This is a genomic window from Janthinobacterium sp. NKUCC08_JDC, from assembly GCF_019345575.1.
GTDB lineage: Bacteria > Pseudomonadota > Gammaproteobacteria > Burkholderiales > Burkholderiaceae_D > Janthinobacterium > Janthinobacterium aestuarii.
The window spans coordinates 458,118-475,393 of sequence record NZ_JAHKQW010000003.1; the positions used below are offsets into that span (position 1 = coordinate 458,118).

The following is a 17,276-nucleotide window of genomic DNA, read 5'->3' on the forward strand; positions in this document are numbered from 1 at the left end:
AATCCCGCAACAATGACTGATCCGATCAACCAGGACGCCGCCGCCCGCGTCCTGGCACTCACGGCCGAACTCAATCGGCATCTGCACGCCTACCACGTGCTCGACAATCCCACCATCCCCGACGCCGAGTACGACAAGCTGTTCGTCGAACTGCAGGTGCTGGAAGCGACCCATCCCGACTTGCGCACACCCGACTCGCCCACCTTGCGCGTGGGCGCGGCGCCGTTGCCGCAATTCGAGCAAGTCACGCACACGGTGCCGATGCTGTCGCTGAACAATGGTTTTTCCGATGACGATATCGTCAATTTCGACCGCCGCGTGCGCGAAGGCCTGGGCCTCGATGCGCAGGACGTCGCGTATGCTGCCGAAGTGAAATTCGATGGCCTGGCCATCAACCTGCGCTATGAAAACGGCCTGTTCGTGCAGGCGGCCACGCGCGGCGACGGCGCCACGGGCGAGGACGTGACGGCGAATATCCGCACGATTTCCGGCATCCCGCTGCGCCTGCATGGCGACAAGATTCCAGCCTTGCTCGACGTGCGCGGCGAAGTCATGATGTTCAAGGGCGATTTTGCCCGCCTGAACGAACGCCAGCGCGAGGCAGGGCAGAAGGAATTTGCCAACCCGCGCAATGCGGCCGCCGGCAGCCTGCGCCAGCTCGATTCGCGCATCACGGCGCAGCGCAAGCTGCGTTTCTATGCCTACGGCATCGGCGCCCTCGATGGCGCCGCCATGCCGGCCTCGCATTCGGCCTTGCTGGACTGGTACGAGACCCTGGGCATCCCCGTGTCAAAAGAGCGCAAGGTGGTGCGGGGTGCGCACGGCTTGCTGGCCTACTACGCCGATATCGGCGCGCGCCGCCCCGCCTTGCCGTATGAAATCGACGGCGTCGTCTACAAGGTGAACGCGACGGAAGACCAGCAGGAGCTGGGTTTTGTCTCGCGCGCACCGCGTTTTGCGCTGGCGCACAAGTTTCCCGCCGAAGAGGCGCTGACACAGGTGCTGGGCATCGATATCCAGGTGGGCCGCACGGGCGCCATGACGCCCGTGGCGCGCCTGGCGCCCGTCTCCGTGGGCGGCGTGACGGTGACCAACGCCACCTTGCACAATGAAGATGAAGTGCTGCGCAAGGATGTGCGCGTGGGCGATACCGTCGTCGTGCGCCGTGCCGGCGACGTCATTCCTGAAGTGCTGAGCGTGGTACTGGAAAAACGCCCGGAACCTGCGCCGCTGCCGTTCAAGATGCTCGAAGCATGCCCCGTCTGCGGCTCGCACGTGGTGCGCGAAGAGGGCGAAGCGATCGCCCGCTGCTCGGGCGGCTTGTTCTGCTCGGCGCAGCGCAAGGAAGCGTTCCGTCATTTCGCGGGCCGCCGCATGATGGACATCGAAGGCTTGGGGGAACGTTATATCGATACCCTGGTCGAACTCGAATACGTGCATGGCCTGGCTGACCTGTATAGCCTGACCCTCGATAAATTGCTGGAAATGAAGTTGCGTGCCGACGAACGTGACGGTTCGACGCCAGAAACTGTGCAACAAGGCAAGATTCCCACCAAGTGGGCGGAAAACCTGCTGGCGGGCATCGAGGCGAGCAAGCGCCCGCCGCTCGAACGTTTCCTGTTCGCGCTGGGCATCCGTCACGTGGGAGAATCGACGGCGAAGACCCTGGCCGAGTGGCTGGGCAGCCTGGCGTATGTGCGGCAAGCGCCGGCGGCCTTGCTGCGCGTGCTGCCCGACATCGGCGGTACGGTGGCCGAATCGATTGCCGATTTCTTTGCCGAAGAAAAGAACCAGCAGGCGCTGCAGGCATTGCTGGACGCTGGCGTCACGCCGCAGGGCGAACACGCGCCTAGCGCCAAGCTGCGCACGCAGCTCGAGGAAACCAAATTGCTGGCGGCCATCGGCATCCCGAAACTGACGGAGCCGCGCAGCAAGCAACTGGTGGAGCGGGGCGTCACCTTGGCCAGCCTGGCGGCGCAAGGCGCCAGCTTCCACGCGGGCTTGCCGGCTGCCGTGGCCGAAGCGCTGGCGCAGTGGTTGGCCGATGAGAGCAATGTCAAGCTGCTTGGTCAACTGGACGCCCTGCGAAATGAATTAATGTCACAATTGCCTGAAATGCCAGCCGCTGGCGGCAAGCTGGACGGCAAAACCTTCGTCTTGACGGGCACGTTGCCCAACATGAGCCGCGACGAAGCTGCGGAGCTGATCGAGGCTGCCGGCGGCAAGGTCAGCGGTTCCGTGTCGAAGAAAACCGGTTATGTCGTGGCCGGATCGGATGCTGGCAGCAAGCTGGCCAAGGCCCAGGAAATGGGCGTGGCCATACTCGACGAGGCTGGTTTGCTGGCCTTGCTCGCGCAAGACTAATCATTTAAATATTACAGAAGACCCATGAAAAAAATCAGAAAAGCAGTCTTTCCCGTCGCCGGCCTGGGCAGCCGTTTCTTGCCTGCGACCAAGGCGCAACCGAAGGAAATGTTGCCCATCGTTGACAAGCCATTGATCCAGTACGCGGTGGAAGAAGCCGTGGCGGCGGGCATCACGGAAATGATCTTCATCACGGGCCGCAACAAGCGCGCCATCGAAGACCATTTCGATACGGCCTATGAGCTCGAGTCGGAACTGGAAGCGGCCGGCAAGCGCCAGTTGCTCGAGATGGTGCAAAACGTCATTCCCAAGCATATCAACTGCATTTACATCCGCCAGTCGGCGCCGCTGGGCCTGGGGCATGCCGTGCTGTGCGCCCGTCCCGTGATCGGCGACGAGCCGTTTGCCGTCTTGCTGGCCGACGACTTCATGGACGTGGAAGAGGGCGTGCGCCCCGTGCTGGCGCAGATGACCGATGTCTTCCAGTATGAAAATTGCTCGCTGCTGGCGGTGCAGGACGTGCCGCGCGCGGAAACCAAGCAGTACGGTATCGTGTCGGCAAAGAATTATCAGCCTGACCTGGAACTGGTCTCGGCCATCGTGGAAAAGCCCTCGCCGGAAGAGGCGCCATCGACCCTGGCCGTGGTGGGCCGTTATGTGCTGACCAGCCGTGTCTTTAATCACCTGGAAAATATCGGCACGGGCGCCGGCGGCGAGATCCAGCTGACGGACGGCATCGCCGCCCTGATGCGCGAAGAGCGCGTGCTGGCTTACCGCTACCAGGGGCAGCGTTATGATTGCGGCTCCAAGCTGGGTTATCTGAAGGCAACGACGGCAATGGGCATGAAACATCCGGAAACGGGTGCGGCCTTCCGCACCTACCTGCAAGAACTGCAATCGGCACTGGAAGCAAAATGACCGTACGTGAAATCCTCAAGATGGGCGATCCGCGCCTGCTGCGGATGGCCGAGCCCGTGCGTGAATTCGATACGCCCGAACTGCATGCCTTGATCGCCGACATGTTCGACACCATGCATGCGGCCAATGGCGCGGGCCTTGCGGCGCCGCAGATCGGCGTCAACCTGCAGCTGGTGATCTACGGCTTCAAGCAAAATCTGCGCTATCCGGACGCGCCGCAAGTGCCGGAAACCGTGCTGATCAACCCTGTGCTGACGCCTTTGTCTGAACGCAAGGAAGAGGGTTTCGAAGGCTGCCTGTCCGTGCCTGGCCTGCGCGGCAGCGTGCCGCGCTGGAGCGAGCTGCACTACGAAGGCGTGGACCAGTTCGGCCAGCCCATCAGCCGCGATTGCGACGGCTTCCATGCGCGCGTGGTGCAGCATGAAGTCGACCATTTGCACGGTATTCTGTATCCGATGCGCATCGTCGACTTCACGCAGTTCGGTTATACGGAAGTCATGTTCCCGGACATGGACCCAAACGACGACGACTAGGCGCCGCATACCTGTCGACGATAAAACAATGGCCGCGCAGCATAAGCTGGGCGGCCATTTTTTATATGCGAAGCAAACCTAGCGCACCTTGCGGCTGCTGCCCAGGTTATCGAGCAAGGCTTTCAATTCATCCTGCATGGCATCCGTCAGGTTCAGGAAGCGGCAGCCGATCTGCACCTGTTCGCCCAGCAGGAAGGAGCGGAAGGTGCGCGACAGGCGGATTTCCAGGTCGGCGATCATGACCTTGTTCGGCCCCAGTTCCAGGCGCACGCGCGACAGCTTGCGGCCCACGTACAGGCCGACCGTGTCGCGCGGATGGGCGCGCATGCCGATGCCGCCGGCCGAGAAATCGTACAGCTGCAGCTCATACGGACGCCCCTCGAGCACGAAAGCGGCCAGGTAGTACACGCCCAGCGGCGTTTCCAGGCGCGTCGATTCGCGCCGTTCCAGCACCAGGCAATGACTGGGGAAGTTCGTCAGGTAGACGTTGGGACGGTCGGGATACGCTTGCCATTCGCCATTGATGGTAAATTGCAGCTTGGCGCTTTGCACCCACGACACAAACGTGGCGGCACCGTCTGGCAGGGTCGCGCCTTCATTGAGTTCCAGCACGAATTGCGGCAAGTCATCGTCGACGGACAGGATGCGCGCCAGGATGACGTCTTCGCCGCCCGCCGGGTAGATGGAAATGGCGTCGCCGTTGTCAGCCAGGCTGCACAGGGTTTCACCGATATCCCATGGATCGCTCATATGGTGCGGCTTGGTGCCGGGGGCCATCGGCTCGGCCACGTCAGCCAGACTGGGCGCGCCCTTGCGCAGGGGATTGGGAATGGGATCGTTCACGACAGCGTATCTCTTCTGTTCTAATGGGGAATAGTGTATAGGTTTAAGGCAATATTTACTAAGTAAATCACAATAATTGATTTTATATCACTATATTCCTGTTGCTTATGTGGCCTGGCATGCCAGGCGGGCGCTTAGAATTGCTCGTCAGCGCTCAGGTAACGCCATTGGCCGGTCGGCAAGTCGCCCAGTTTGACCTTGCCGATGCGTACGCGTTTCAATCCCAGCACTTTCAGGCCGACGGCTTCGCACATGCGGCGGATCTGGCGTTTCTTGCCTTCGCGCAGGGTAAAGCTCAGCTGGTCTTCGTTTTGCCAGCGCACCTTGGCCGGCAGCAGCGGCTTGCCGTCGAGCCACAGGCCGTGGTTGAGCTTTTTCAGTTCGCTGTCGGGCAGGGTGCCGCCCTTGGTGTAGCTCACGCGCACCAGGTATTCCTTGTCGATATCGGTATCGTGGCCGATCAGCTGCTTGGCCACGCGGCCGTCCTGCGTCAAGACCAGCAAGCCGACGGAATCGATGTCCAGGCGGCCGGCGGCCACCAGGCTGCGCAGCTGGGTCGGGTGGAACTGTTCCGGGCTGCGGTCTTCCGCCCAGCGGTTTTCCGCCTTGATCAGGGCCACGGCGGGCGTGTAGCCGTCTTCGGCCTGGCCGCTGACGTAGCCGACCGGTTTGTTGATCAGCACGGTGACCCGCTTCGATTGCTCGGCCGCCGCCTGGCGTTCCACGGTGACTCTCTGGCTCGGGTAGACCTTGCTGCCCAGCTCGGACACCACCTTGCCATCCACGCGGACCCAGCCGCGGGCGATCCATTCATCGGCTTCGCGGCGCGAGCACAGGCCCAGTTCGGACATGCGTTTGGACAAGCGTAATAATTCTTCGGTCATGTTGTTTCAGTTTCAGTAAGGGTAGGCGTTGCGCGGAAAGCTTACACTTTCAGCGCATCGAGTAAATCGGTTTCCAGCAATATCTGGTTGCGGGCATTGTTGAGCGCGGGACCGTCGACGAGGAAGACGTCTTCGACCCGCTCGCCCAAGGTCATGATCTTGGCCGTGTGCAAGTTGATGCGGTACTTGGTCAGCACGTTGGCGATCGCATACAGCAGGCCCGTGCGGTCGTTGGCCGCCACCGACAGCAAATAGTACTGGCCCTTCTCATCGGGCCGCAAATCCACGGTCGGCTGGAAGGGGAAGGTGCGTGACAGGCGCGACAGCCGTCCCTTGCCCGGCGGCGGCAGCGGTGTTTGCGACTGCAGCAGCTCGCCCAGTTCATGCTCGATCAGGCTGATGATGTCGCGGTAGCTTTTGGCAAAATTCTGCTCGGTGACGAGGAAGGTGTCGAGCGCATAGCCGTTTTTCGTCGTGTGGATCTTCGCGTCGAGGATGCTGAAATTCTTGCGGTCGAAATAGCTGCAGATGCGCGCGAACAGGTCGGGCTGGTCGGGAATGTACACGGCCACCTGCAAGCCTTCGCCGATGGGCGCCAGTCGGCATTTTACCACCGGCAACTTGCTGTCGAGCTTGTCATAAAGCGAGCGCGTCTGCCAGGCGATGTCGGACGCGTCGTGGCGCAGGAAATACGCCACGTCCAGCTGCTGCCACAGTTTCAGGTGCGCATCGGGCGGCAAGCCGTACAGGCGCAGGGTGGCCAGCGCTTCCTGCTGGCGGTTTTTCAGCTCGCGGTCGGCCGTGTGCGGCTCGCCGCCGAGCACGCGCAGGGTGATCTTGTACAGGTCTTCCAGCAGCTTGCCCTTCCACGCATTCCACACTTTCGGGCTGGTGCCGCGGATGTCGGCCACCGTCAGCAGGTACAAGCCCGTCAGATGACGCTCGTCCTTGACCACTTTCGCAAAGGCGGCGATGACGTCGGGATCGGACAAGTCCTGCTTTTGCGCCACTTGCGACATGGTCAAATGATTTTCTACAAGGAATGCCACGAGTTCCGTGTCTTCTTGCGACAGGCCGTGGTCCTGGCAGAACTGGGTGGCGTCGGCCACGCCCAGCTTCGAGTGGTCGCCGCCGCGGCCCTTGGCGATGTCGTGGAACAGGGCCGCCACGTACAGCAGCCACGACTGCGAGAAGTCGGCCATCAGCTGGCTGCAGAACGGGTATTCGTGTGCGTGTTCGCTCATGGTGAAGCGGCGCATGTTGCGCACCACCATCAAAATGTGCTGGTCGACCGTGTACACATGGAACAGGTCGTGCTGCATCTGGCCCACGATGCGGCGGAAATTCGGCAGGTAGCGCCCCAGGATGCTCATCTCGTTCATGCGCCGCAGCGCATGGATGATGCCGACAGGCGCCTGCATGATGCGCAGGAAGAGGGCGCGGTTGACGGGGTCCAGGCGGAAGGCGGCGTCGATCTTGAAGCGCGCATGCCACAGGGCCCGCGTGGCGCGCGAGGTCATGCCCTTCAGGGCCGGGCGCTCCGTCATCAGGACAAAAATTTCCAGCATGGCCGACGGATATTGTTCGAACGTATCGTCGGCGCTGATGTCGATCAGGCTGTTGACTTCATTGAAGCGCTCGTTGATGGGCACGGCCACGTCGTCTTGCGGAAATAGCCGTGCCTCGATGTTTTGCAGCAAAATCGTGTTGAGCTGGGTCACCGTCTTGGCGGCCCAGTAGTAGCGCTGCATGAGGAATTCGCTGGCGCGGCGCATGTGCGGCCCGCTGCCTGTCGCTTGCAGGCCCAGCGATTCGGCGATCGCCGTCTGCACGTCGAACACGAGGCGGTCTTCGCGCCGGCCCGCGTGCAGGTGCAGGCGCACGCGGATATCCTTGAAGGCGCGCTCCTTTTCCATCAGCTGGCGCGCTTCCGTCAGGGTGATCAGGCCGCTTGTGGCCAGGGTGCGCCACGAGTTCGCCAGGCCGGCCGCCTTGGCCACCCACAGGATGACCTGCAGGTCGCGCAGACCGCCCGGGCTTTCCTTGCAATTCGGTTCCAGGCTGAAAGCCGTGTCTTCATATTTGGCATGGCGCTGGCGCATTTCCGCTGTTTTTGCCTGGAAGAAGGCTTGCGGGTCCATGGCCGCGTCATAGCGTTGCTGCAATTGCGCGAACAGGTCCGCGTTGCCGCACACGAGGCGCGCTTCGAGCAAGCTCGTTTGGACGGTGATGTCGGCCTTCGACTCGACCATGCATTCATCGACCGTGCGGATGCTGTGGCCGATTTCCAGGCCCAGGTCCCACAGCAGTTGCACCAGTTCCTCGAGCTTTTCCTGCGTGGCGGCGTCCGGCGCCTGTTGCAGCAGGATCAGCAGGTCGACGTCGGAATACGGAAACAGTTCGCCGCGGCCATAGCCGCCCACGCCCACCAGCGCCGTGCCGGGCGGCAAACCCGCTTCCTGCCAGGCACGCGCCAGCACGCCGTCGACGCTGTGGCGCAGGCTGCGCAGCAGTTTTTCAGGCTTGCCGTCGGCCTGGAAGGCCGCAATGACGACCTGACGGTCGGCTTTCAGTTGCTGTTTCAGCTGTTCCCGAACTTGCTTTTTCATCTGGGCCCTGGGTGGCGGTGCGTGGGATGGAAGATCAGGCTTTGTTCAGGATCAAGGCGGGCGGTGGCGGCATGCCGGGCGAGACGGTCAGCACTTCATAGCCCGTTTCCGTTACCAGCACCGTGTGTTCCCATTGCGCCGACAGGCTGCGGTCCTTGGTTTTGATGGTCCAGCCATCGTTCATTTCGCGGATTTCGCGGCGGCCCGAGTTGATCATCGGTTCGACGGTGAAAATCATGCCCGCTTCCAGGCGCTCCAGGGTGCCTGGTTTGCCGTAGTGCAAGACCTGCGGTTCTTCATGGAAGACCTTGCCGATGCCGTGGCCGCAGAATTCGCGCACCACGCTGTAGCCGGCTTTCTCGGCGTGCTGCTGGATGGCATGGCCGATATCGCCGAGGTGGGCGCCCGGCTTGATCTGGTCGATGCCCAGCCACATGCATTCATAGGTGATTTCCGACAGGCGCTTGGCCAGGATGGTCGGCGTGCCGACGAGGAACATGCGGCTGTTGTCGCCGTGGTAGCCATCCTTGATGACGGTGATGTCGAGGTTGACGGAGTCGCCGCTTTTCAGGACCTTGTCGCCGGGGATGCCATGGCAGATGACGTCGTTGACGGAGGTGCAAATGGCTTTCGGGTAAGGCGTGTAGCCGGGCGGGCAGTAGTTCAGCGGGGCAGGGATGGTGCCTTGCACGTTGACCATGTATTCATGGCACAGGCGGTCCAGTTCGCCTGTCGTGACGCCGACCTTGACGAACGGGGTGATGTAGTCGAGCACTTCGGCGCCGAGCTTGCCGGCAACGCGCATGCCTTCGATGTCGGCGGCGGTATTGATACGGATGGTGGACATGGTGTAATTCGCAATCTGCAAGAATTCAGGTGAAAAGCACAGACGATCCCTGCTGTATGGGAAAAGTCTGCAAATATGTCGAAATTATAAACGAGGCGCCCTCAATCCGCCGCCTCCTTCCTAGGGCCGGAAGGGGATTTGTGGGGAGAAAGCGGATGAAAAGGCGGCGCGGCCACGCCTTGCACCATGGTGGTGCGCTGGGTGTTTCCGCCGGGCGCGCGATTTGCGGCGCGGACTTGATGCGGCAGGCATTTCAGTGTAGAATCCCGGGTTGCTTGAATTCTCTTTTAAGCAATGCAGTAAAACAGTGTCTTTAATTTATATAAACACGCGAATCCGGTCGACAAGGGTGCCTGTATGGTGACTGATCGGATTCCAGACCCAACCCTGGAGTTAATAATGTCCGTAACAATGCGCGAAATGCTGGAAGCCGGTGTCCACTTTGGTCACCAAACCCGTTTTTGGAATCCAAAAATGGCACCGTTCATCTTCGGCCATCGCAACAAGATCCACATCATCAACCTGGAAAAAACCATGGCGATGTACCAGGACGCAATGAAGCACGTGCGTCAACTGGCTGCAAACCGTGGCACCATCCTGATGGTTGGCACCAAGCGTCAAGCTCGCGAAATCATCGCTGCTGAAGCACAACGCGCTGGCGTGCCTTTCGTTGATCAACGTTGGTTGGGCGGCATGCTGACCAACTTCAAAACGATCAAAACCTCGATCAAGCGTCTGAAAGACATGGAAGTGATGATCGAAGACGGTTCGATCGAGAAGCTGTCGAAAAAAGAAGCGCTGATGTTCTCCCGCGAAATGATCAAGCTGCAAAAATCGATCGGCGGCATCAAGGACATGGGCGGCATTCCTGACGCAATCTTCGTCGTCGACGTCGGCTACCACAAAGGTGCGATCACCGAAGCAGCTAAACTGGGTATCCCGGTCATCGGCGTTGTCGATACCAACCACTCCCCAGAAGGCGTGAACTTCGTGATCCCAGGTAACGATGACTCCTCGAAAGCCATCATGTTGTACGCTCGCGGTGTTGCTGATGCAATCATCGAAGGCCGTGCAGCTGCCGGTAACGAAGTTGTTGAAATGGTTAAAGCAGCCGCTGGCGACGAATTCGTCGAAGTTAACGAACAGGCTTAATGGCCAGGCTATCGCAAGATAGCCGTTTGTAAGCACAGCAGTAAGGGAAAAGGGGTGGCAGCAGCTCCCCCTTTTTTTTAACAAAAAAACGATAGTGACCGCTGGCGAGGCATGCATGCCCGGCCGCGACTATCGACTCACCGAATCAGGAGAAACACATGGCAGCGATTACAGCAGCGATGGTAGGCGAATTGCGCGGCAAAACCGACGCACCAATGATGGAATGCAAAAAAGCACTGACCGAAGCCGAAGGCGACATGGCTCGTGCGGAAGAGATCCTGCGCGTCAAACTGGGCGGCAAGGCATCGAAGGCATCGGCACGCATCACCGCTGAAGGCGTCGTGGCAACCTACATCGCCAACGGCGTAGGCGCCCTGGTCGAAGTGAACTCGGAAACCGACTTCGTTGCGAAAAACGACGATTTCCTGGCACTGGCCAACAACGCTGCCCGTCTGGTAGCGGAACACAACCCTGCTGACGTAGCTGCCCTGCTGGCCCTGCCACTCGATGGCAAGACCCTGGAAGACGTGCGCGCTGCCCTGATCGGCAAAATCGGCGAAAACATGACCATCCGCCGCTTCCAGCGTTTCGAAACCAGCGCCAAGCTGGCTTCGTACCTGCACGGTTCGCGCATTGGCGTGATCGTCGAATTCGACGGCGCCGATGAGCAAGTGGGCAAAGACGTGGCCATGCACATCGCTGCCATGAAGCCAGTGTCGCTGTCGTCGAACGAAGTTCCAGCGGAACTGATCGAAAAAGAGCGTTCGGTTGCACAACTGAAAGCCGAAGAAGACGCAGCCAAAGCGGCCGCCGAAGGCAAGCCAGCGCAATCGCCGGAAATCCTGGCCAAGCGCCTGGAAGGTTCCGTACAGAAGTTCCTGAAAGAAGTTTCCCTGCTGAACCAAGCTTTCGTGAAAAACGACAAGCTGTCGGTTGAGCAAATGCTGAAGGCGGCTAACACCAGCGTCAAAGGTTTCGCCATGTACGTAGTGGGCGAGGGCATCGAGAAGAAGCAAGACGACTTCGCAGCAGAAGTCGCAGCACAGATGGCTGCCTCCCAGGGAGCGTAAGTAAAGCGGGCCGAGAGGCCCGTTTTTTTGGCCCGCCCGCACCTGTCGTGCCGGGCGGCGGCATGGGCAGCTTCCTCCCGCCTATCCGGCGCTGCAAGGCGCTGCGCCATGTCATACTCGAATAACCTCATTTATGGAGCCCCAGCTCATGTCAAAACCAGCCTACAAGCGCGTCCTCCTCAAGTTGTCCGGCGAAGCCCTGATGGGCGATGATCCCTACGGCATCAACCGCGCCACGATCGAGCGCATGGTGGCCGATGTGGCCGAGGTGGCGAAGTTGGGTGTGGAACTGGCAATCGTGATTGGCGGCGGCAATATCTTCCGCGGCGTCGCGCCTGGCGCGCAAGGCATGGACCGTGCCACCGCCGACTACATGGGCATGCTCGCCACCGTGATGAATGCACTGGCCCTGGCCGATGCCATGCGCCACGTCGGCATTACCGCGCGCGTCATGTCGGCCATCGGCATCGAACAAGTAGTCGAGCCGTACGTCCGCCCGAAAGCCCTGCAATACCTGGAAGAAGGTAAAGTGGTCGTCTTCGCCGCCGGTACCGGCAATCCGTTCTTCACCACCGACACGGCAGCCGCCCTGCGCGGTTCCGAGATCAGCGCCGAGATCGTCCTGAAGGCCACCAAGGTCGACGGCGTCTACACGGCCGATCCGAAGAAGGATCCGAACGCCACCCTGTTCCACACGATTACGTTCGACGACGCCATCGCCAAGCACCTGCAAGTGATGGACGCCACCGCTTTTGCCCTGTGCCGCGACCAGAAACTGCCAATCAAGGTGTTTTCGATCACCAAGCCAGGCGCGCTGATGCGCGTCATCATGGGTGAAGATGAAGGCACGCTGGTTCACGTATAGAAATAAGGAGCACCGAGAAACCGTCCATGGCTGCGTTGCAGCGCCTCGCCGTACTATTCGTACTGCCTTCGGCGCTGCGCCTTGCCCTGAACGGTTTTCGGCACTCTTGACGGGCGCCAGCCGCTCGTTATATGGATGTAATTGCAAGATTAATTTATCACTAACAACGCCTGACAAAACCGTCGCGAGCGGAAGGGAGTTGTGGCAGAGAAGCGCAACCGTACGAAGGTACGGTGAGCATCGCAGGCCGCAAATACCGACGCGCAGCAGGTTTTGACAGGCGTCACTACAGGAGTACAGTAATGTCCTTAGCTGACGTTAAAAAGAATGCCCAGGAACGCATGACGAAATCGCTGGAAACACTGCGTGCCGACCTGGCCAAAGTGCGTACCGGCCGCGCCCATACGGGTATCCTGGACCACGTGATGGTCGACTACTACGGTTCGCCGACGGCGCTGACCCAGGTTGCCAACGTGACCCTGATCGACGCGCGCACCATCGGTGTGCAGCCGTATGAAAAGAAAATGGCCTCGACCATCGAAAAAGCCATCCGCGACGCCGACCTGGGCCTGAATCCATCGGCACAGGGCGACCTGATCCGCGTTCCGACGCCGCCGCTGACGGAAGAGCGCCGCAAGGAAATGGTCAAGCTGGTCAAGAGCGAAGCGGAAGACGCGAAGATTGCCGTGCGTAACATTCGCCGCGATGCGAACGAGTCGCTGAAGAAGCTGGTCAAGGAAAAAGCCTGCTCCGAGGACGATGAGCGCCGCTCGTCGGAAGAAGTGCAGAAGCTGACGGACAAGTTTATTGCCGACATCGACAAGATGGTTGTCGACAAAGAAAAAGAAGTGCTGACGGTCTAGTTTTCAGTCCTTTTGACGCTGCCCGGGAAAGCATGGCTTTTCCGGGCAGTGCTATTTGGAGCATAATAGTTATCTTTTATTTTTGGTATTCGTGTTTTCATGATCTATTCGAGTTCGACAACGGCAGTACCTGAGGTGGGCACGGTGCCGCGCCATGTGGCAATCATTATGGATGGCAATGGCCGCTGGGCAACCAAGCGCTTCCTGCCGCGCGTGGCTGGCCACGTCAAGGGCGCCGATACCGTGCGCCGTGTCGTCGAGACCTGCCTCGAACGCGGCGTCGAATACCTGACCCTGTTTGCCTTCAGCTCGGAAAACTGGCGCCGTCCGGAAGAAGAGGTGTCGATGCTGATGCGCCTGTTCGTCACGATGCTGGAACGCGAAGTGGTCAAGATGCATGCCAGCGACATCCGCCTGAAGGTGGTGGGCGACCTGTCGCGCTTCAATGGAGAGCTGCAAACCCTGATCGCCAATGCGGAGCGCAAGACGGCGAACAACACGCGCCTGACGGTGTCCATCTGCGCCAACTACGGCGGCCGCTGGGACATCATGCAGGCAGTCAATAAAATGACGGCCGAGGCTGGCGCCAATGGCCAGCCTGCCGGGCACGCTTACACGGAAGAGCAATTGGCGCCGCACCTGGCCATGGCCTACGCGCCCGAGCCCGACCTGTTCATCCGCACGGGCGGCGAACAGCGCATTTCCAATTTCCTCCTGTGGCAACTGGCGTACACTGAGTTGTTTTTCACCGAGACTTTCTGGCCCGACTTCAATGACGAGTGCCTCGACGCGGCAATCGCGTCTTACCAGCAGCGCGAACGGCGCTTTGGCCGTACCAGCGCGCAATTAACTGAAAAGACAAACTGATGCTGAAAACACGGATAATCACCGCCCTGGTCCTCCTGGCGGTCTTGCTGCCCGTTCTGTATCTGAATTATTTCCCCGCCTTCGCCGTGATCGCCACGGCGTTCTTCGGCGCCGCCGTATGGGAAAGCTTCCGCATCTTCAAGAATCGCCAGGCGCTGCTGATCGCCGCCGTCTGGACTGCCGCCTTCGCGTATACGTTCTTTGTCGGTAATGGCATGGCGCAGCTCAATTTCTGGTTCGCCCTGTGCGTGGCCATCTGGCTGATCCGCTTCGTGCCTTCGCTGGCGACAGGCTTGCCGCCGACCGAAGGCCTGGGCAATACCTTGCTCAGCCTCGTGTACCCGGTGACCATCGTCGGCTGCTTCGTTGCCATCATCGCCCTGTTCCTGCATAGCCCGTTGTACCTGCTGTCCGTCATGGCCCTCGTGTGGATCGCCGATATCGGCGCCTATTTCTCGGGCAAGGCGTTCGGCAAGCGCAAGCTGGCGCCAAGTATTTCCCCAGGCAAATCCTGGGAGGGCGCCATCGGCGGCGGTATCGCCGTGCTGCTCATCTCTGCCATCACGATTATCGCCGCGCCATCGCTGCCGGTCTTGCAAGATACCTTCGCCGTGCAGCTGCAATTGCGCCGCGGCTGGCTCGTGGCCTTGCTGGTGCTGTTGCTGATCGTCGCCGCCAGCATCGTCGGCGACCTGTTCGAATCCCAATTGAAGCGCCGCGCCGGCATCAAGGACAGCAGCAACCTGCTGCCTGGCCATGGCGGCGTACTCGACCGCATCGACGCGTTGATCCCGGTCCTGCCATTTGCCGCCCTCGTGGCCAGCTGGCTTTAAGGAAACTCATGCAATACATCACCATCCTTGGCGCGACCGGCTCGATCGGCGTGTCCACCCTGGACGTGCTCGCGCGTCATCCAGAGCAATACAGCGTATATGCGCTGAGCGCGCACAGCCGCGTGGCCGAACTGGCCGCCCAGTGCCTGCAATTTCGTCCCCAGCGCGCCGTCGTCGGCACGGCGGACGCGGCCCTTGAACTGACGCGCTTGCTGCGCGGGCAGGGCGTGTCTACGGAAGTCGAGTATGGCTTGGAAGCCCTGTGCGCCATCGCCAGCGCGCCGCAGGTGACGGGCGTGATGGCGGCCATCGTCGGCGCGGCCGGCCTCGCGCCGACCCTGGCGGCGGCGCGTGCGGGCAAGAAAGTATTGCTGGCCAATAAAGAAGCGCTGGTCATGTCCGGCCAGCTGTTCATCGATGCCGTGCATGACAACGGCGCCGTGCTGCTGCCGATCGACAGCGAACACAACGCCATCTTCCAATGCATGCCGCACGCGCATGGCCGCGCGCCAGGCGCCGCGGGCGTGGCGAAAATCGTGCTCACCGCTTCCGGCGGTCCCTTCCTCACGCGCGACGTCGAGACGCTCGACGCGGTCACGCCGGACCAGGCGTGCAAGCATCCGACCTGGGCCATGGGGCGCAAGATTTCCGTCGATTCGGCCACCATGATGAACAAGGGCCTGGAAGTCATCGAGGCGCACTGGCTGTTCGGCGCGCCGGCCGACCAGATCGAAGTGCTGATCCACCCGCAAAGCGTGATCCATTCGATGGTGTCCTACATCGACGGTTCCGTGCTGGCCCAGCTGGGCAATCCGGACATGCGCACGCCGATCGCCCATGCGCTGGCGTATCCGCGGCGCATCGCTTCCGGCGTGGCGCAGCTGGACCTGGCCCAAGTGGCCACTCTGCAGTTCGAACGTCCCGATTTCCGCCGTTTCCCCTGCCTGGCACTGGCGTTTGACGCCCTGCGCGCGGGCGGCACGGCGCCGGCCCTGCTCAACGCGGCCAATGAAGTGGCCGTGCAAGCGTTCCTTGACGAGCAGATCGGCTTCCGCCAGATCGACCGGGTCATCGCGCACGTGATCGAGACGGTGCCGCACGGCGCCGCTTCCAGCATCGAAGCCGTGATGGAGCAGGACCGCCTGGCCAGAGCGGCCGCGCAAGCGTACATTGCCCAAAGGCTGGCTGCATGACGCTCATCACCACCTTGCTGGCTTTTATCGTTGCGCTGGGTTCGCTGATTACCCTGCACGAGCTGGGCCACTACCTGGTGGCGCGCTGGTGCGGCGTGAAGGTGCTGCGTTTCTCGATCGGCATGGGAAAAGTGGTGTATTCGCGCAAGTTTGGCAAGGACCAGACGGAATGGGCGATTTCCGCATTGCCGCTGGGCGGCTATGTGAGCATGCTCGACAGCCGCGCGCAAGACCTCAGCGACTTGCCAGAAAGCGAATTGCGCCGCGAATTCACGCGCCAGAGCGTGTGGCGCCGCATCGCCATCGTGGCCGCCGGCCCGCTGGCCAATTTCCTCGTCGCCATCGTGCTGTACGCGGGTCTGTTCATGCATGGCATCGAAGAACCGTCGAGTAAACTCGGCCCCGTGGCCGAACAGACTGCCGCCTATGCGGCCGGCCTGCGCAGCGGCGATACCGTTGAAACAGTCAACGGCAAGGCCGTGGCCAGCTGGTCCGAGCTGCGCTGGGAACTGATCCAGGCCACCCTCGACAAGCAGCCGGCGCGCATCGAAGTGCGCCGTCCTGACCGTGGCCAGCAGGAGGCGACGTTGCCGACGGCCAGCCTGACGGAGACGGACCTGGAAGGCGACGTGCTGGGCAAGCTCGGTCTGACCCTGGCCCGTTCCGCGCCCACGCTGATGGAAATCATGCCCGATGGCGCCGCCGCGCGCGCCGGCCTGCAGAAAAACGACCAGATTCTCGCCATCGACGACCAGCCCGTGCACGACGTGGCTGCCGTCATCGCCACCCTGAGCCAGGCGCCGGGCAAGACCTTGCAATTGCAGCTCTTGCGCCAGGGCCAGGACCTCACCCTGCCCATTACGCCGGACGCCGTGCCGGGCGCCGGGGCGGAGGGAGCTGTAACAGTTGGTAAGATACAAGCAAAGCTGGGACAGGTGCCGGATATGATCACCGTGGCATCGGGACCGTTTTCTGCCGTGGGCAAGGCGTCCGCCAAGGTCTGGGATACCAGTGTCATGAGCCTGAAAATGCTGGGCAAGATGATCACCGGCCAGGTGTCGCTGAAGAATGTGACGGGGCCCATTACCATCGCCGATTACGCGGGCCAGACGGCGCGCATCGGCTTGGTAAGCTACCTGAGCTTCATCGCCTTCATCAGTATCAGTCTGGGCGTGATGAATTTGCTACCCATTCCTGTTCTGGATGGCGGGCATTTGCTGTATTATTCGCTGGAAGTTTTGACCGGACGCCCCTTGCCGGAGCGCGTAGGCGAGATTGCCCAGCGCCTGGGGATCGGTTTGTTGCTGACCTTGATGGTGCTTGCCGTCTTTAATGACGTGTTGCGATTGCTGAATTAGGGCGGTGGTTGATGCCATTGCGTGAGTCGCACAAGCAATCTTTTGTGTATGTTGTCCATTGATTTACCCATTGAATA

15 protein-coding genes are annotated in these 17,276 nt (G+C 61.0%); 11 read left to right on the forward strand and 4 right to left on the reverse strand.

All coding sequences use genetic code 11. The features are described from left to right. Positions 1–12 precede the first annotated feature (12 nt). From ligA to def, 3 genes are read left to right on the forward strand one after another with little or no spacing between them, the layout of a single operon-like run. Positions 13–2,364 (forward strand): NAD-dependent DNA ligase LigA, encoded by a 2,352-nt coding sequence (gene ligA, locus KO538_RS11985; protein WP_219328423.1) that lies wholly within the window; start codon positions 13–15, stop codon positions 2,362–2,364. A 24-nt stretch (positions 2,365–2,388) separates the two neighbouring features. Then, a complete protein-coding gene (galU, locus tag KO538_RS11990; RefSeq protein ID WP_034752268.1) occupies positions 2,389–3,282 on the forward strand; it encodes a UTP--glucose-1-phosphate uridylyltransferase GalU in 894 nt (297 codons plus the stop codon). Further along, the gene (def, locus tag KO538_RS11995) at positions 3,279–3,815 is read left to right on the forward strand and encodes a peptide deformylase (RefSeq protein ID WP_219328424.1); all 537 of its coding nucleotides are present in this window, start codon (positions 3,279–3,281) and stop codon (positions 3,813–3,815) included. Before galU ends, def begins: the two co-directional genes overlap by 4 nt. 78 nt (positions 3,816–3,893) lie before the next feature. On the opposite strand, the gene KO538_RS12000 is transcribed toward def, so the two are convergent. The 4 genes from KO538_RS12000 to map all read right to left on the reverse strand — a co-directional run bounded on the left by KO538_RS12000 (position 3,894) and on the right by map (position 8,998). Further along, a complete protein-coding gene (locus KO538_RS12000) occupies positions 3,894–4,658 on the reverse strand; it encodes a PilZ domain-containing protein (RefSeq protein ID WP_219328425.1) in 765 nt (254 codons plus the stop codon). A 134-nt stretch (positions 4,659–4,792) separates the two neighbouring features. Continuing rightward, positions 4,793–5,542 carry a pseudouridine synthase gene (locus KO538_RS12005; RefSeq protein ID WP_034752263.1) on the reverse strand — a complete coding sequence of 250 codons (750 nt, stop codon included), beginning with the start codon at positions 5,540–5,542 and terminating at the stop codon, positions 4,793–4,795. Between the two features lie 41 nt (positions 5,543–5,583). After that, on the reverse strand, positions 5,584–8,151 hold the full coding sequence (locus tag KO538_RS12010) for a [protein-PII] uridylyltransferase (RefSeq protein ID WP_219328426.1): 2,568 nt from the start codon (positions 8,149–8,151) through the stop codon (positions 5,584–5,586). A 34-nt stretch (positions 8,152–8,185) separates the two neighbouring features. Further along, the gene (map, locus tag KO538_RS12015) at positions 8,186–8,998 is read right to left on the reverse strand and encodes a type I methionyl aminopeptidase (RefSeq protein WP_035826955.1); all 813 of its coding nucleotides are present in this window, start codon (positions 8,996–8,998) and stop codon (positions 8,186–8,188) included. 399 nt (positions 8,999–9,397) lie between these two features. On the opposite strand from map, the gene rpsB reads away from it, so the two are divergent. The 8 genes from rpsB to rseP all read left to right on the forward strand — a co-directional run bounded on the left by rpsB (position 9,398) and on the right by rseP (position 17,199). After that, the gene (gene rpsB, locus KO538_RS12020) at positions 9,398–10,150 is read left to right on the forward strand and encodes a 30S ribosomal protein S2 (RefSeq protein ID WP_010397614.1); all 753 of its coding nucleotides are present in this window, start codon (positions 9,398–9,400) and stop codon (positions 10,148–10,150) included. A 158-nt stretch (positions 10,151–10,308) separates the two neighbouring features. After that, positions 10,309–11,220: a translation elongation factor Ts gene (gene tsf, locus KO538_RS12025; RefSeq protein ID WP_034752260.1), complete on the forward strand. Its 912-nt coding sequence runs from the start codon at positions 10,309–10,311 to the stop codon at positions 11,218–11,220. Between the two features lie 148 nt (positions 11,221–11,368). After that, positions 11,369–12,085 (forward strand): UMP kinase, encoded by a 717-nt coding sequence (gene pyrH, locus KO538_RS12030; RefSeq protein WP_034752258.1) that lies wholly within the window; start codon positions 11,369–11,371, stop codon positions 12,083–12,085. A 302-nt stretch (positions 12,086–12,387) separates the two neighbouring features. Next, positions 12,388–12,948 (forward strand): ribosome recycling factor, encoded by a 561-nt coding sequence (gene frr / locus KO538_RS12035; protein ID WP_034752256.1) that lies wholly within the window; start codon positions 12,388–12,390, stop codon positions 12,946–12,948. 99 nt (positions 12,949–13,047) lie between these two features. Beyond that, positions 13,048–13,815, forward strand: a complete 768-nt coding sequence (gene uppS, locus KO538_RS12040) for a polyprenyl diphosphate synthase (RefSeq protein WP_034752255.1) — start codon at positions 13,048–13,050, stop codon at positions 13,813–13,815. Beyond that, complete coding sequence (locus KO538_RS12045; protein WP_034752252.1) at positions 13,815–14,648, forward strand: phosphatidate cytidylyltransferase; 834 nt, start codon at positions 13,815–13,817, stop codon at positions 14,646–14,648. The genes uppS and KO538_RS12045 overlap by 1 nt, the downstream gene beginning before the upstream one ends. 8 nt (positions 14,649–14,656) lie before the next feature. Further along, on the forward strand, positions 14,657–15,841 hold the full coding sequence (ispC, locus tag KO538_RS12050) for a 1-deoxy-D-xylulose-5-phosphate reductoisomerase (protein WP_219328427.1): 1,185 nt from the start codon (positions 14,657–14,659) through the stop codon (positions 15,839–15,841). Further along, complete coding sequence (rseP, locus tag KO538_RS12055; protein WP_219328428.1) at positions 15,838–17,199, forward strand: RIP metalloprotease RseP; 1,362 nt, start codon at positions 15,838–15,840, stop codon at positions 17,197–17,199. The genes ispC and rseP overlap by 4 nt, the downstream gene beginning before the upstream one ends. Positions 17,200–17,276 lie beyond the last annotated feature (77 nt).

Bases quoted from the DNA above. Each gene is read 5' to 3' on its own strand.
- def (WP_219328424.1), top strand. From the start codon at position 3,279: ATGACCGTACGTGAAATCCTCAAGATGGGCGATCCGCGCCTGCTGCGG.
- tsf (WP_034752260.1), top strand. From the start codon at position 10,309: ATGGCAGCGATTACAGCAGCGATGGTAGGCGAATTGCGCGGCAAAACC.
- KO538_RS12045 (WP_034752252.1), top strand. From the start codon at position 13,815: ATGCTGAAAACACGGATAATCACCGCCCTGGTCCTCCTGGCGGTCTTG.
- rpsB (WP_010397614.1), top strand. From the start codon at position 9,398: ATGTCCGTAACAATGCGCGAAATGCTGGAAGCCGGTGTCCACTTTGGT.
- KO538_RS12005 (WP_034752263.1), bottom strand. From the start codon at position 5,542: ATGACCGAAGAATTATTACGCTTGTCCAAACGCATGTCCGAACTGGGC.
- rseP (WP_219328428.1), top strand. From the start codon at position 15,838: ATGACGCTCATCACCACCTTGCTGGCTTTTATCGTTGCGCTGGGTTCG.
- map (WP_035826955.1), bottom strand. From the start codon at position 8,998: ATGTCCACCATCCGTATCAATACCGCCGCCGACATCGAAGGCATGCGC.
- KO538_RS12010 (WP_219328426.1), bottom strand. From the start codon at position 8,151: ATGAAAAAGCAAGTTCGGGAACAGCTGAAACAGCAACTGAAAGCCGAC.
- ligA (WP_219328423.1), top strand. From the start codon at position 13: ATGACTGATCCGATCAACCAGGACGCCGCCGCCCGCGTCCTGGCACTC.
- pyrH (WP_034752258.1), top strand. From the start codon at position 11,369: ATGTCAAAACCAGCCTACAAGCGCGTCCTCCTCAAGTTGTCCGGCGAA.
- galU (WP_034752268.1), top strand. From the start codon at position 2,389: ATGAAAAAAATCAGAAAAGCAGTCTTTCCCGTCGCCGGCCTGGGCAGC.
- uppS (WP_034752255.1), top strand. From the start codon at position 13,048: ATGATCTATTCGAGTTCGACAACGGCAGTACCTGAGGTGGGCACGGTG.
- frr (WP_034752256.1), top strand. From the start codon at position 12,388: ATGTCCTTAGCTGACGTTAAAAAGAATGCCCAGGAACGCATGACGAAA.
- ispC (WP_219328427.1), top strand. From the start codon at position 14,657: ATGCAATACATCACCATCCTTGGCGCGACCGGCTCGATCGGCGTGTCC.